The following is a 13,025-nucleotide window of genomic DNA, read 5'->3' on the forward strand; positions in this document are numbered from 1 at the left end:
GGTCGTTCAATCCATTGCCGCGTTCGGATTGGTTGCCAGTCGGTCGAATGCGGCGAGTACAAAAACCAATCAACGAAGGAGGTTCGTTTGGTTACCGTCACGATGAAAGAGCTGCTGGAGGCCGGAGTCCACTTCGGCCACCAGGTTAAACGCTGGAACCCGAAGATGAAGGAGTACATCTTCGGCGAACGCAACGGCATCTCCATCATCGATCTGCAAAAGACGCAGCGCCTTTTCCGCGAAGCGATTCAATTCGTCACCAAGTTGATGTCCGAAGATCCGAGCCGGACCATTCTGTTCGTCGGGACCAAACGCCAAGCGCAGGACGCGATCCGCGAAGAGGCGACCCGCGCCGGCCAGTTCTACGTCAATCAGCGATGGCTCGGCGGCTTGCTGACCAATTTTCAGACCATTCAGAAATCGATCAAGAGGCTGAAAGACCTCGAACAGATGCAGACGGATGGACGCTACGAAAAGCTCACCAAAAAGGAGCGCATCCGTCTCGACCGCGAACGCGAAAAGCTCGAACAGACGTTGGCCGGCATCAAGGGGATGACCAAACTGCCCGATGCGCTTTTCGTCATCGACGTGCGCAAAGAGGAGATCGCCGTCCGCGAAGCGAACCGCTTGGGCATTCCGGTGATCGCGGTGGTCGATACCAACTGCTCGCCCGAAGGCATAGATTACGTCATCCCGGGCAACGATGACGCGCTACGCGCCGTGCGCTTGTTCGCTTCGCGCATCGCCGACGCGATCATCGAAGGGCGTCAAATGCTGGCCAAAGAGAGCGAAGAGGCGGCCGCCGAAGGTGCCGCAGAAGAGGCATCGACCGAGGCGCAAAACTCTGCGGAAACGGGCGTCGCAGAAGATGCCGGGGCCGAATCGATCACCGTCGCACGGTAGCGCCCGACCGAAGACGAATTCGCATCCGAAGCGGAGCGCAGCCCAGTCTTTTGCGCATCGCAGTGTGGCTGCGCTCGTTTCTCGTCGGACTGCTGATCACATTGACTTATTTCACCGAGGAGAAAAGCGATCATGGCCGAGATCACAGCGAGCGCCGTCAAAGCGCTGCGCGAAAAAACAGGGGCCGGCATGATGGAGTGCAAAAACGCTCTGGTGGAAGCCGGCGGCAATGAAGAACTGGCGATCGAAATCTTACGCAAACGCGGGTTAGCCTCAGCCAAAAGGAAAGAGGGGCGCATCGCCGCTGAGGGCGCCGTCGGCTCGTACATTCACATGGGCGGCAAAGTGGGTGTGCTCGTTGAAGTCAACTGCGAATCGGATTTCGTCGCGCGCACCGAAGAGTTCCAACAGCTCGTCAAAGACATCGCTATGCACATCGCCGCGGCGGAGCCACGCTACGTTTCGCGCGAGGATGTGCCGACAGAGGTGCTGGAAAAGGAGCGCGAGATCGCGCGCGAACAAGCGTTGAGCGATCCGAAGAACGCCAACAAGCCGGTCCAAGTGATCGACAAGATCGTCGAAGGGCGGTTAGCCAAATTCTACGAGGAGACCGTGCTGCTGGATCAGCCCTTTGTCAAAGACCCAGCGAAAACCGTCAAAGAATTGCTCGACGAGAAGATCGCCACCATCGGCGAGCGCATCGCCGTGCGCCGGTTCACGCGCTACAAGATGGGCGAAGGTCTGGAAAAACGGGCCACCGACTTCGGCGCCGAAGTGGCCGCCCTGCTCGGCGACAAAGAGTGAAGATGAGTTCGGTTCAACAGCCCAGTTCTCGCCCCGCTTTCCGACGCATCCTGCTGAAGCTGTCGGGCGAAGCTCTCATGGGCGAGCAAGGGTATGGCGTCGATGTCAAAGTGGCGCGCAGCGTCGCCGAAGAGATCAAAGCCGTTCACGATGCCGGCGTCGAGGTGGCGATCGTGGTCGGCGGAGGCAACATCTTCCGCGGCGTTTCGGCCAGCGCGCAGGATATGGACCGCGCCGCCGCCGATTACATCGGCATGCTCGCAACAGTGATGAACGCTGTCGTGTTGCAGGATGCGCTCGAGAAGCTCGGCGTTTACACGCGCGTCATGTCGGCTATTGACATCCCGCAAGTCGCCGAACCGTTCATCCGTCGCCGCGCCATCAGGCACTTGGAGAAAAAGCGCGTCGTGATCTTCGCGGCTGGCACGGGCAACCCTTACTTTACGACCGACTCGGCAGCGGCGCTGCGCGCGTTGGAGATCAAAGCCGACGTGATCTTGAAAGCGACCAAAGTCGAAGGCGTCTATTCGGCCGATCCGGCCACAAACGCTTCAGCCGAACTCTACGACTGCATCACTTACCAAGAGGTGCTTGAGCAGCAGTTGAAGATCATGGACGCTTCGGCCATCTCGCTCTGCATGGACAACGCTCTTCCCATCATCGTCTTCAATATGAAGACACCGGGCAACATCGTGCGCGTCGTCATGGGCGAACCCGGCGTCGGCACCCAAGTCTGCGCCGAGCGCCCGCTCGCCGCGCAAGATGCCGGACAGGATCATCCCGCTCGCACGAGGGAGTAAGCGCCATGGAAGAAGCTATCAAGAACGTGATCAAAGAGACCAAACCGCGCATGGAATCAACTATCGAAGATCTGCGGCGCAAACTGGCGACCATCCGCACCGGGCGCGCAACTGTCAGCTTGCTCGATTCGGTGATCGTCGAATACTACGGAGTGCCGACCCCGCTCAATCAGATGGCTTCGATTCACGTCGCCGAACCGCAGCTCATCACCGTCCAGCCGTGGGATCAATCGCAGCTGACCGCCGTCGAAAAGGCGATTCGCAACGCCGACCTCGGTTTGAACCCGACCAACGACGGCAAAATCATTCGCGTCCCCGTGCCACCGCTCACCGAAGAGCGGCGCAAACAGCTAGCCAAACAGGTCCACGAAATCGCCGAAGACCACCGCACGGCGGTGCGCAATATTCGCCGCGACGCCAACGAGCGACTGAAAAAACTCTTCAAAGAGAAACGCATCTCCGAAGACGAGGAACGCAGCGGTCTCGAAGAGGTGCAAAAGCTGACCAACACATACATCGCCAAGATCGACGAGCTAGCCAAACACAAAGAGCAAGAGATCATGCACGTTTAAGTCCGGTCGAGAAAGAGGTCTGACAAGGGCGCTCCATGGAGCGCCCTTGTTATTTTTTCGCTCGAGATCGGAGATCGCGTGAAGCCGTAGCGAAGCTTTCTCGCAGCTCCAAGTGCGACCCTGATGCGACGGCTCCTTGTTGTGGCGCCGCTGAGGAAAGCGCTTACAAGCGCGCTTCTTCAGCGACCTCAACGCGCTATCGGCAGCGCTTGTTGGAGAACGCCTCCTGCGAACTTCCATTTAAGTCTCTGTCGGTCGTCGCAGTGATCTACGTCGCAATCCGAATCCGATCAGCCCGGAGCCAAGCAAGAGGAGCGCGCTCGGCTCTGGGATCGCTGCCGTCTGTTGCGGCACGCCTTCGACGACGAGGTTATCCAGACGGTTGTTGCCGCTGTCGCTCGTCGCGCCGTTGAAGATGATGCGGAAGCCCGCCTGCGGATTGTTGTTCAAACCGACGATGGCGCTCAGATTGAAGCTCTGCAGCGCAAACGATGTGGGAGGCGTGTAGGAAGAGAAGGTCACCCAGTTCACTCCGCCATCGAGCGTGTACTGAAAAACGTTGTTATTGAACCCAGTGCTCGTCCGCTGCGTAGCGAAAGAGACTTGGATCGAGGCATAACCGGTCGTATCGACCAACCACGTGAGCGTGCGTCCGTTGTTGATCGTGTCAAAGCTGACCTTAATTCTCTTCCCCTAAGACGGTCAAGGTGCGTTTTGCAAAAGAGACGGTGAGCGCCAAGACTTACGCGACGCTAGGCAACGAGATCTCGCAAGTCAGCGCCCTTCTTCTGGCAGGTAGAGGCGTGGGACGCGGCGGCTTACGCCGCAAGTCATCTCGTAGGAGATCGTTCCAATCTCGCGTGCGACCTCTTCCACCGGCAGCGTTTTTCCGTCCTGTTCTCCCCAAAGCGTCGCGATGTCGCCGATGCGAAGGTTGGAGATTTCCGTCACGTCGATCAGCGTCAGGTCCATGGAAACACGCCCGACGACGCGCGCGAAACGACGCTTGACGATCACGCGCCCGCAGTTCGAAAGCGCGCGCGCATAACCGTCGTGATAGCCTACGGGCAGCACGGCGATGCGCATCGCGCGCGGCGCCGTGAAGGTGCAACCGTACCCCAAGGTTTCACCGGCACGAACCTCTTTGATGAGCATGACGCGCGTGCGAAAGTTCATCACCGGGCGAAGCGGCGCTGCGATGTCGCGCGGCAGCACGTCACGCCACATCCCGTAAAGCGCTCCGCCGGGCCGCACCATCTGCCCGTGAGAATCTGGATGAGCGAACGTCGCGGCTGAATTGGCCATGTGTTCGAGTTCAATCTGGTGGCCGCAGGCGCGAAAAGCATCCACCGCCTCGCGGAAACGCGCGATCTGCGCGCGCGTGAAGTCATCGCGCGTGCGCAGATCGGCAGCCGCGAAATGAGTCATCAAGCCGCGGACGTGCACGCGCTCGAACTGGCGCAGGGCGGAAGCGAACTCAGCCGCTTGGTCGTAGCGGATGCCGAGCCGGCCCATGCCGGTATCGATCTCAACGTGCACCGCAACCGCGGTTGAACGCGCGCGTGCCTCTTGATTCAACGCAGCGGCCATGTCGAGACGATGGATGACGGGTGTGATTTCGTGTTGCAAACAGGCAGCTTCTTGCCCGAACCAGAAACCACCGAAACAAAGGATGGGCTTGGAGACGTCGGCGCGCCTCAATTCCAACCCCTCTTCCACCGTCGCCACGCCGAACCAATCAGCGCCTTCGCGCTGCAACCGACGCGCGCAAGCCACTGCGCCGTGACCATAAGCGTCCGCTTTGACTGCGGCGAGGATTTTGACCTGCGGAGCGACGCGCGCTCGCACCAAGCTGAAGTTCCATGCGAGCGCCTCAAGGTCTATTTCGGCCCATGTCGGACGCATGGATGATTTTTCGAGGGCAGACGTCATCGCCTATCCCGCAACCTCCGCTCGCCGGGTGACGGGCCATGTTATCATTCGCGCCACATGTTCTCGAAGCGCGTGAACTCTTTGAGGAAAGCGAGCTTGATCGTGCCCGTCGGGCCGTTGCGTTGCTTGGCGATGATCAATTCGGCAATGCCGGCGTTCTCTTCTGTGCGGTTGTACTGCTCTTCGCGGTAGATGAAAGCGACTAGGTCGGCATCCTGTTCGATGCTTCCGCTCTCGCGCAGGTCGGCGAGCTGCGGACGATGATCGGTGCGCGATTCGGGGGCGCGCGAAAGTTGCGAAAGAGCAATCAACGGAACGTTCAACTCTTTGGCTAGCGCCTTCAACTCGCGTGAAATCTGGGCCACCTCTTGCTGACGCGATTCGACGCGCCGCCCGCTAGCGCTCATCAACTGCAGGTAATCGACGATCACCAGATCGAGCTTCTTCTGCTCAGCGGCGAGACGCCGCGCCTTGGCGCGCATCTCCAGCACGGAGATGCCCGGCGTATCGTCGATGAAGATGCGCGCTTCCGACAATTTGCCGAGCGCACCGGCCAAGCGCGCCCACTCGTCGCGCGTCAAGAACCCGTTGCGGAAGCGGTGCGAATCGACGCGCGCTTCCGAGCAGAGCATGCGCATGACGAGCGCTTCCGTTGACATTTCGAGCGAGAAGATGCCGACCACCGCATCCGATTGCAACGCGGCGTTTTGGGCCAGCGTCAAGCAGAGCGAAGTCTTGCCCATCGCCGGGCGCGCCGCGATGATGATCAAATCCGCTGGCTGCAACCCGGAGGTCATCGCATCGAAGTCTGTGAATCCGGTCGACAATCCGGTCAACATGATCTGGCGACCGGACATCTCCTGAACTTTTTCAAGCAATTGCTCGGCAACCGGCTTGATGTGTTTGAAGCCTTGACGCGTGCGTTCGTCGGCGAGCGCGAAGATCTCTTGTTCGGCGTGATCGAGGATGACGTGCGCATCCTCCTCCTCTTCGAGCGCTTCGCTCATGATCTTGTTGGCCGCTTTGACCAAGCGTCGAAGCAAGGATTTATCGCGGATGATCTCCGAATAGTGCGCGATGTTGGTGAAGTGCGGCAGGCCGTAGGTCAGATCGGTGAGGAAGCTCATGCCGCCGAGCTGTTCGAAGACCCCTTCGCGGCGGAGCTCGTCGGCGAGCAGAATCGGGTTGATCTCGGAGCCGCGTTCGTTGAGCGCGATCATCGCTTGAAAGATGCGCCGGTGAGCCTGCACGTAGAAATCATCCGGGCGGAGCAATTCGATCGCCTGATTGATGTGGCCGTTGTCGAGCAAGATGGCGCCGAGAACGGCTCGTTCCGCTTCGGCGCTGTGCGGCAGCGGCCGCTCCAAATACTGATCGCGCTCAGCGACGTGGTTCGGCATCGAGAAGCCCTGAAGAACCGACGCGATTTTCGCTCGCGCGCATCGAGCGAAGCCGAGAAGCAAAAGCGGCTGCAAGGAAAGCCTTCTTCGGAGAGCTTCTCTCGCAGCCGCGCCACTATACTACACGGGGCGCGTGCAGACAACGCCTACTCTTGCCGCTCTTCGCCTTCTTCCGGTAGCTGTTGCCCTTTGCTGCTGCCTTCTTCCGGTGGCGTCTGCTCGCTCTTTCGGCCCCCTTCGGCCACCACCGTCACGGGCAGTTCGACGCTGACTTCGCGATGCAAGCGGACCACTACCGCGAAATCGCCCGTCGTCTTAATCGGTTCGGGCAGCGTGATCCGCCGCCGATCGACTTCGATCCCGCGCTCGCGCAAGGCTTCAGCGATATCCATGGCCGTGACCGAGCCGTAGAGTATCCCGTGTTCGCCGGCGCGGCGCGCGAAGGTCAAGCGCAGGGCCTGTAGTTCAGCGGCGCGCGCCTGCGCCATCTCGCGCTCACGCGCTTCTCGACGCATGAGCGCGGCTCGTTCCTGTTCGATCTGCCGCATGTTGCTCGGCGTCGCTTCGACGGCGAGCTTGCGCGGCAACAAATAGTTGCGCGCGTATCCGGCTTTGACGCGCACGATGTCGCCGCGGACGCCGAGGTTTTCCACGTCTTCGCGCAAAAGAACTGTTGTCGTTGCCATTCTCTTCAATCCCCTCCTTCAGTCAGCCACGAACGGGATCAACGCCATGATGCGCGCCCGTTTGATCGCCGTCGCCAGCATGCGCTGGTGCGGCGCGCACACGCCGGAGATACGTCGCGGCATGATCTTGCCGCGCTCTGGGATGAACGGCTGCAGCAGCCTCACATCTTTGTAATCGATCAAATCGATCTTCTCGGAACAGAAACGACACTGTTTACGCCTTCTGATGCGCCGCGGCGTTCTGCCCGTTGGCGCGACGGCACGGGCGATGTCGGCCCCTTCTTGTTCGACGTCGGTGGTTTGATCCTCGAAATTGGTTGCCATGTTTCAATCCTCTGCTGTTCGATCTTCTTCTAATCGCTTACGAGCGAGACTCGCTTCGCTCGATGGCGAGGAAACGTCTCAAGCGTCCTCATGCAATCGCGATCGAGATCGCTTATCCTTCGCTCGATTCGGCAGCATCAGCCGCTGCGTTGGTTGGTCGCACGCCAGCGCGCCGACCCGCCTTGCGCGCACGCCGTTCGCGCAGCTTTTCAGCCCGCTTGCGCTCACGATCGACGCGCACGGTCATAAAACGCATCACGACATCGCTGACACGCATGCGGCGTTCCAATTCGGCGATCTCGCGCCCCGATCCCTCGATCTCAAAAAGCATGTAGGTGCCTTCGGTGCGATGGTTGATCTCGTAGGCGAGGGTCCGCCGCCCCAAGTTTTCGGCTTTGGTGACGACGCCGCCTTGTTCGGTGATGGTCTGCTGAAGACTCTCGCTCAGACGTGCAAGGTCCTCGTCGTTGGTGTTCGGATCGACGATGAAAAGTATTTCGTAAACTCTTTTGTCAGCCAAGCTATCTTCCTCCTTTCGGATGTTCGAGCCTCATCACGCTGGATGAAGCAAGAAGGATCTATTGAGATTCATTCGGCGCGCTGTTGATTGTAGTAGGCCATGGCTCGTTCGAGGCCGTCACGCAACACGGCGCGCACGGCTTCGGCGCTTCTCTCCACAACCTCTTCCACTTTTTGGCGTGCGCTCGCAGGAAACCGCTCCAGCACGAAAGCGGCCGCATCGGTCACCGCATGATCCGGTTTGATCCCGATTCGCAGACGCATGAAATCCTGCGTGCCGAGCGCCGCGATGATGGACTTCAAACCATTATGGCCGCCTGCAGATCCGCGCGCGCGCAAGCGTATCGTGCCGAGCGGCAGGGCCAGATCATCACAGATCACCAGCAGATCGCGGCGCGGGTCAAATTCCGGTTGCTTGCGCGCTAAGCAGGCAACCGCCTCACCGCTCAAGTTCATGTACGTCTGAGGTTTAACTAACTCAACGCGGCGCCCTTCCAACGTCGTCCGTCCGGTCAGAGCGCGGCACTGCGCACGCCTGACTGGTGTCTCGGTCTGCTGCGCCAACAGGTCCACTACCATGAACCCCAAGTTGTGGCGCGTCCACTCGTATTCACGCCCTGGGTTACCGAGACCGACGATGAAGAAAAGCGATGACACGCGAAAACTTCAAAGAGCGAACGAGTAAAAGCCCGCGAAGCTTTGCCGGAAGATCGCGCGCTAAGGCCCCGAAAGAATGGGGCGGAAGCGGCTCACTCCTCTTCCTTCTTCTCTTCCTCTTTCTTGCCCTTGCCGATCACTTCCGGTTCGGCCTGCTCCTCGGCGGGCGCGGCTACCAGCTCCTCTTCGCGCACGACGCCGACCGTAGCGATCACCGTCTCAGGCGAATCGAGGATCTCGAAACGATCGCTTTTCGGGATGTCCGAAACGTGCAATACATCATGCACGCCGAGAGGCGAAACATCGACGTCGATCGCTTCAGGGATGTCACGTGGACGGCAACGGATCTCGATTTCGCGCACGAGCTGCTCGAGGATGCCGCCTTGTTCGCGCACGCCGACCGGGTTGCCGACCAAGTGCACGGGCACGGTCACCTCGATCAACTGATCCTGTAGCAAACGGCGCAGATCGGCGTGGATCAAGTCTCCTCTGACCGGATCGAACTCCCAATCCTGAAAGAGCACTTCGCTCGTGCCGACGCCGTCGATCTCCAGTTGAAAGATCGTATTGTGTCCGGTCTCTGACCGCAGAATAGCTGCCAGCTCGCCGCGCGGCACGGCGGCAGCGACCGGCTCAGCGTTGCTGCCATAAACGATCACCGGGATGTAGCCAGCGCGGCGTAAACGGCGCGCCTCGTTTTTGCCGAATCGCTCGCGCTTTTTTGCGCGCACGACGATCTCTTTCTGTTCCATCTTGAACTCTCTCTTCCGCGTTGAAACTCGCCTTCATCAAACGAAGAGCGAAGAGACGCTCGTCTCTTCGTGAATCGATTTGATCGCTTTCGCAAGCAACGGCGCGATGCTCAACACTTTGATCTTCTCCAACTCGCGCGCTTGCGGACGCAAAGGTATCGTGTTGGTTGTGACGACCTGTTCGATATCCGAACCGGCTAACTGCTCGACGGCGCAACCGGACAAAACAGGATGCGTAAAGCAAGCGTGCACGCGCTCGGCTCCAGCCTCTTTGAGCGCACGCGCGACCTTGGTTAAACTCCCGCCCGTATCGCACATGTCATCAACGATCAAGCAGTTTCGCCCACGCACATCGCCGACGATGTGAAGCACCTCAGCGACATTGGCCCGCTCGCGCCGCTTATCGCACAGCGCCAGCTCAGCATTGAGCCGTTTAGCGTAGGCGCGCGCGCGCTCGGCGCCGCCCGTATCTGGCGCGACTACCGTCAACTTCGGCAACAGATTGGTTTGGTAGTAGCCGATCATCACCGGCGCAGCGTAGAGGTGATCCACCGGAATATCGAAAAACCCTTGAATCTGCGCCGCATGTAAATCCATCGTCAGCACGCGATCAGCGCCCGCTTTGCTGATCAGGTTGGCGACTAGTTTAGCAGCGATCGGCACGCGCGGGCGATCCTTTTTGTCCGAACGGGCGTAACCGTAGTATGGGATCACCGCCGTCACGCGCTCAGCAGAAGAGCGCTTGAAGGCATCGAGCATGACGAGCAGTTCCATTAGGTGCGCGTCCGTCGGCGGACAAGTCGGTTGCACGATGAAAACGTCGGCGCCGCGAACGTTCTCGCAGATCTGAAAATTGAACTCCCCATCGGAGAAGCGTTCTGTGATCGCCTGTCCGAGATCGCAACTCAAACAGTTGCAGATCTCTTCGGCCAGCGCGCGGTTGGCGTTGCCGGAGAAGACTTTGAGACCGCCCGTGGTGCTCATACCGACGAAACGAGAGGCTGCCCGCTTTGTCCGGCAACCTCCGCAGAACTCAGCGCCTTGATCGCCGCGACAGAAGCCCTTAACTCGCGCTTTCAGACGCTGCCAAACACTCGTCGAGTGATGAGAGCACCTGCTCCTCATCACTCGCCCACCTTTCGCTGCTCTAGAATTTTGGCTGGGGCGGGAGGATTCGAACCTCCGAATGCCGGTTCCAAAGACCGGTGCCTTACCGCTTGGCTACACCCCAGTAGAAAATCGTCTCAATCGTACAACAGCGCGGCGCACTCGCCCAGCCTCCGGCGGTACTCCGCTCGTCCAAGCGTCGAGCAAAGGAATACCTCTCCTATCGCCTCGCGCACGATCCTCGTCGACGCTCGCGCACGATCTCGCTCGGTGTCAAAGATGCCCACGACGCTCGCTCCGCTTCCCGACATGAACGTGGCGCTCGCTCCGGCTCGTTGAAGCGCCACATATGCTCTCTCCACTTCGGGATAGGAGCGCCGAACCGTCGGCTCAAAGTCATTGCGCAAGAACGCTTGCCATTCGAGCTTCTCTATCTTGCGCGAAACAGCAAGGATATTCTCGCCTTTTTCGTTTGTCAAGGGCGGCGCGTTCAGCAACGCATAGGCGCGCGCCGTGGAAACGGCAACCGGCGGGGCGACGATGAGCAAGCATGGCGCATCGATCTCTTTCAAAGGTTCGATCTCGGTTCCCGTCCCCGCGCCGCGTGCCGTCCCACCGAAAAAGAAGAAGGGAACGTCGGCACCGAGCGCGGCTCCTATTTTCAGCAAATCGTCGCGCCCTACGGGGAGCTGCCATAGACGGGCCAGCGCAAGCAGCGTCATCGCCGCGTTGGAAGAGCCGCCGCCAAGGCCGCCGCCTATCGGGATACGCTTTGCGAGCCTCACGTGTACGCCGCAACGCACGCGACATCGCTCGCGAAGAGCTTGCGCCGCTTTGTAAATGAGGTTGCCTTCGTCCGTGGGCACATCCGCCCGATCACATTCGATCTCGATCCGATCATCGCGCGCGCGCGTGAAAATGAGCGTGTCGTGCAAGCTCACCGTCTGCATGATGGTGATGATCTCGTGCAATCCATCAGAACGGCGTCCCAACACGCGCAAGGTCCAGTTGATCTTGGCAAACGAAGGAAGTTCTACCCGCTCCATACTCGCAGCTCATCTTTGCGTCCGATGCTATGCGCTGTCAAGCGCGAAGCTTGTCGCGCGCTGATGCTCCCGGTCAGCCAAGATGTGTGCGAAACGGCTTCAATTCTTGATAATGCCCTGACGCGCTGACGCTCCCGGTCAGCCAAGATGAGCTCTGATTTTGGCTCTTTCGCAGAAGCGAGAGCGTGCCGGAGACGAACGTCGGATTGTTGTAATGAGCCGTATCTTAGTTCCTTCCGCAGAGCATCTGCGTCCTCGATCCTTATCGCGCGTTCAATTGCGTCTCAGCTTGATCGAAGCCAACTGGCGGAGAGGATTGACCTTAGCGTGAAGATCGGGTTAAAGTCGAAAAGCGCCTTTTCTAGCTCAGGTCCACAGGATGTTCGCCGATGCCGGAAGCCTTTTGCGCCGACGAAGGCGCTTTCGCCGATCAACGCAGAGCGCAACCGGACTTCAACCTGATCGCAAACGCACAACGCCACCTTTTCACCAGATCGACCGAAAGCCGGTGGTTCGCTCCCGTCCAACCTACGCTTGAGCGGGCGAGCGGATTTGTGTGCTCATCTCGAACGATGAAGAGGAGGGCTCGCCACTTGGTGCGTGCAATTGCGTTTGCTCTTTGCCTCACCTCGAAGATGCTTGCTCAAGCTCCTTCCCCGAAAGTCGTCGCGCTCTGGCCCGATGGCGCCCCAGCCGCTGCCGGCAAAGAGGAGAAAGACGTGCCTACACTTGCGATCTATCTACCGCCAAAGAGCATCGGCACCAGCCTCATCGTCTTCCCTGGCGGCGGCTACGTTGCTTTGGCGATGGACCACGAAGGCAAGCAGGTCGCCGAATGGCTCAACTCGTACGGCATCGCCGCTTTCGTGCTCAAGTACCGTTTGGCACCGCGCTATCGTCATCCCGCCCCGTTGCAAGATGCGCAAAGAGCCATTCGCTACGTTCGATTTCATGCCAGAGAGTGGGGTCTTTCCCCCGACCGCATTGGCGTCCTCGGATTCTCTGCTGGCGGTCACCTCGCAGCGACCACAGGCACTCACTTCGACGCTGGCAACGCCGACGCTGCCGACCCCGTCGAGCGTATGAGTTCGCGCCCGGACTTCCTTGTCCTCGCCTACCCCGTGATCTCCTTCACGGCGCCGTTCAGCCACGTCGGTTCGCGGCGCAGTTTGCTCGGCGATGCTCCTGACCCGAGGCTGCTCGAAGACCTCTCGAACGAAAAACGAGTGACGCCGCAAACGCCTCCCACCTTCCTCTTCCACACAACCGAAGATCGCGTCGTGCCGCCGGAAAACAGCATCGCCTTCTACCTAGCTCTCCGCAAAGCCGGTGTGCCAGCAGAACTGCACATCTACGAGCGCGGTCAGCATGGCGTCGGGCTTGCTCCGCAGGACCAGATTCTTGCGACTTGGAAAGATAGACTCATCGATTGGATGAAGACTCGCGGACTCTTTCCCAAAGAGAATCATTGACACTCCCACGGCGCGCAGCGCGTGGGATTCACAGTTCGTCGCCACTTGCCC

Annotated in this window: 15 protein-coding genes and 1 tRNA gene; 5 read left to right on the forward strand and 11 right to left on the reverse strand. The window is 59.6% G+C overall.

Going from position 1 to position 13,025, the window contains the following annotated elements:
- Positions 1–87: 87 nt before the first annotated feature.
- The 4 genes from rpsB to frr all read left to right on the forward strand — a co-directional run bounded on the left by rpsB (position 88) and on the right by frr (position 3,079).
- Positions 88–903 (forward strand): 30S ribosomal protein S2, encoded by an 816-nt coding sequence (gene rpsB / locus C4334_RS09280; protein ID WP_352431808.1) that lies wholly within the window; start codon positions 88–90, stop codon positions 901–903.
- Positions 904–1,035: 132 nt separating this feature from the next.
- Positions 1,036–1,707 carry a translation elongation factor Ts gene (gene tsf, locus C4334_RS09285; RefSeq protein ID WP_352431809.1) on the forward strand — a complete coding sequence of 224 codons (672 nt, stop codon included), beginning with the start codon at positions 1,036–1,038 and terminating at the stop codon, positions 1,705–1,707.
- Between the two features lie 2 nt (positions 1,708–1,709).
- Complete coding sequence (gene pyrH / locus C4334_RS09290; RefSeq protein WP_352431810.1) at positions 1,710–2,507, forward strand: UMP kinase; 798 nt, start codon at positions 1,710–1,712, stop codon at positions 2,505–2,507.
- Between the two features lie 5 nt (positions 2,508–2,512).
- Positions 2,513–3,079 (forward strand): ribosome recycling factor, encoded by a 567-nt coding sequence (frr, locus tag C4334_RS09295; RefSeq protein ID WP_352431811.1) that lies wholly within the window; start codon positions 2,513–2,515, stop codon positions 3,077–3,079.
- Between the two features lie 240 nt (positions 3,080–3,319).
- Here frr and C4334_RS09300 read toward each other — a convergent pair whose 3' ends face one another.
- From C4334_RS09300 to ispE, 11 genes are all read right to left on the reverse strand, one after another.
- Positions 3,320–3,715 carry a variant GlyGly-CTERM sorting domain-containing protein gene (locus tag C4334_RS09300; protein ID WP_352431812.1) on the reverse strand — a complete coding sequence of 132 codons (396 nt, stop codon included), beginning with the start codon at positions 3,713–3,715 and terminating at the stop codon, positions 3,320–3,322.
- 138 nt (positions 3,716–3,853) lie between these two features.
- Positions 3,854–5,011 (reverse strand): alanine racemase, encoded by a 1,158-nt coding sequence (alr, locus tag C4334_RS09305; protein WP_352431813.1) that lies wholly within the window; start codon positions 5,009–5,011, stop codon positions 3,854–3,856.
- A gap of 44 nt (positions 5,012–5,055) precedes the next feature.
- Positions 5,056–6,411 (reverse strand): replicative DNA helicase, encoded by a 1,356-nt coding sequence (dnaB, locus tag C4334_RS09310; protein ID WP_352431814.1) that lies wholly within the window; start codon positions 6,409–6,411, stop codon positions 5,056–5,058.
- Between the two features lie 146 nt (positions 6,412–6,557).
- Positions 6,558–7,097, reverse strand: a complete 540-nt coding sequence (rplI, locus tag C4334_RS09315; protein ID WP_502943430.1) for a 50S ribosomal protein L9 — start codon at positions 7,095–7,097, stop codon at positions 6,558–6,560.
- An 18-nt stretch (positions 7,098–7,115) separates the two neighbouring features.
- The gene (rpsR, locus tag C4334_RS09320) at positions 7,116–7,421 is read right to left on the reverse strand and encodes a 30S ribosomal protein S18 (protein ID WP_352431815.1); all 306 of its coding nucleotides are present in this window, start codon (positions 7,419–7,421) and stop codon (positions 7,116–7,118) included.
- A 112-nt stretch (positions 7,422–7,533) separates the two neighbouring features.
- Complete coding sequence (gene rpsF, locus C4334_RS09325; protein WP_352431816.1) at positions 7,534–7,941, reverse strand: 30S ribosomal protein S6; 408 nt, start codon at positions 7,939–7,941, stop codon at positions 7,534–7,536.
- Between the two features lie 68 nt (positions 7,942–8,009).
- Positions 8,010–8,597 (reverse strand): aminoacyl-tRNA hydrolase, encoded by a 588-nt coding sequence (gene pth, locus C4334_RS09330; protein WP_352431817.1) that lies wholly within the window; start codon positions 8,595–8,597, stop codon positions 8,010–8,012.
- Positions 8,598–8,689: 92 nt separating this feature from the next.
- On the reverse strand, positions 8,690–9,349 hold the full coding sequence (locus tag C4334_RS09335) for a 50S ribosomal protein L25 (protein WP_352431818.1): 660 nt from the start codon (positions 9,347–9,349) through the stop codon (positions 8,690–8,692).
- 36 nt (positions 9,350–9,385) lie between these two features.
- Positions 9,386–10,333, reverse strand: coding sequence for a ribose-phosphate diphosphokinase (locus tag C4334_RS09340; protein ID WP_352431819.1), 948 nt, complete (start codon positions 10,331–10,333; stop codon positions 9,386–9,388).
- A 172-nt stretch (positions 10,334–10,505) separates the two neighbouring features.
- Positions 10,506–10,580 (reverse strand) — tRNA-Gln (locus C4334_RS09345).
- A gap of 13 nt (positions 10,581–10,593) precedes the next feature.
- The gene (gene ispE / locus C4334_RS09350) at positions 10,594–11,502 is read right to left on the reverse strand and encodes a 4-(cytidine 5'-diphospho)-2-C-methyl-D-erythritol kinase (RefSeq protein ID WP_352431820.1); all 909 of its coding nucleotides are present in this window, start codon (positions 11,500–11,502) and stop codon (positions 10,594–10,596) included.
- Positions 11,503–12,137: 635 nt separating this feature from the next.
- Here ispE and C4334_RS09355 point away from each other — a divergent pair.
- Entirely contained in the window at positions 12,138–12,974 is an 837-nt protein-coding gene (locus C4334_RS09355; protein WP_352431821.1) for an alpha/beta hydrolase, read from the forward strand.
- Positions 12,975–13,025 lie beyond the last annotated feature (51 nt).

Origin of the sequence: Pyrinomonas sp. (assembly GCF_040289685.1) — a bacterium.
GTDB lineage: Bacteria > Acidobacteriota > Blastocatellia > Pyrinomonadales > Pyrinomonadaceae > Pyrinomonas.

Coding starts and splice junctions, on each gene's coding strand:
- ispE (WP_352431820.1), bottom strand. CDS start 11,502: ATGGAGCGGGTAGAACTTCCTTCGTTTGCCAAGATCAACTGGACCTTG.
- alr (WP_352431813.1), bottom strand. CDS start 5,011: ATGACGTCTGCCCTCGAAAAATCATCCATGCGTCCGACATGGGCCGAA.
- dnaB (WP_352431814.1), bottom strand. CDS start 6,411: ATGCCGAACCACGTCGCTGAGCGCGATCAGTATTTGGAGCGGCCGCTG.
- rpsR (WP_352431815.1), bottom strand. CDS start 7,421: ATGGCAACCAATTTCGAGGATCAAACCACCGACGTCGAACAAGAAGGG.
- frr (WP_352431811.1), top strand. CDS start 2,513: ATGGAAGAAGCTATCAAGAACGTGATCAAAGAGACCAAACCGCGCATG.
- C4334_RS09340 (WP_352431819.1), bottom strand. CDS start 10,333: ATGAGCACCACGGGCGGTCTCAAAGTCTTCTCCGGCAACGCCAACCGC.
- C4334_RS09335 (WP_352431818.1), bottom strand. CDS start 9,349: ATGGAACAGAAAGAGATCGTCGTGCGCGCAAAAAAGCGCGAGCGATTC.
- rplI (WP_502943430.1), bottom strand. CDS start 7,097: ATGGCAACGACAACAGTTCTTTTGCGCGAAGACGTGGAAAACCTCGGC.
- tsf (WP_352431809.1), top strand. CDS start 1,036: ATGGCCGAGATCACAGCGAGCGCCGTCAAAGCGCTGCGCGAAAAAACA.
- pyrH (WP_352431810.1), top strand. CDS start 1,710: ATGAGTTCGGTTCAACAGCCCAGTTCTCGCCCCGCTTTCCGACGCATC.
- C4334_RS09355 (WP_352431821.1), top strand. CDS start 12,138: ATGCTTGCTCAAGCTCCTTCCCCGAAAGTCGTCGCGCTCTGGCCCGAT.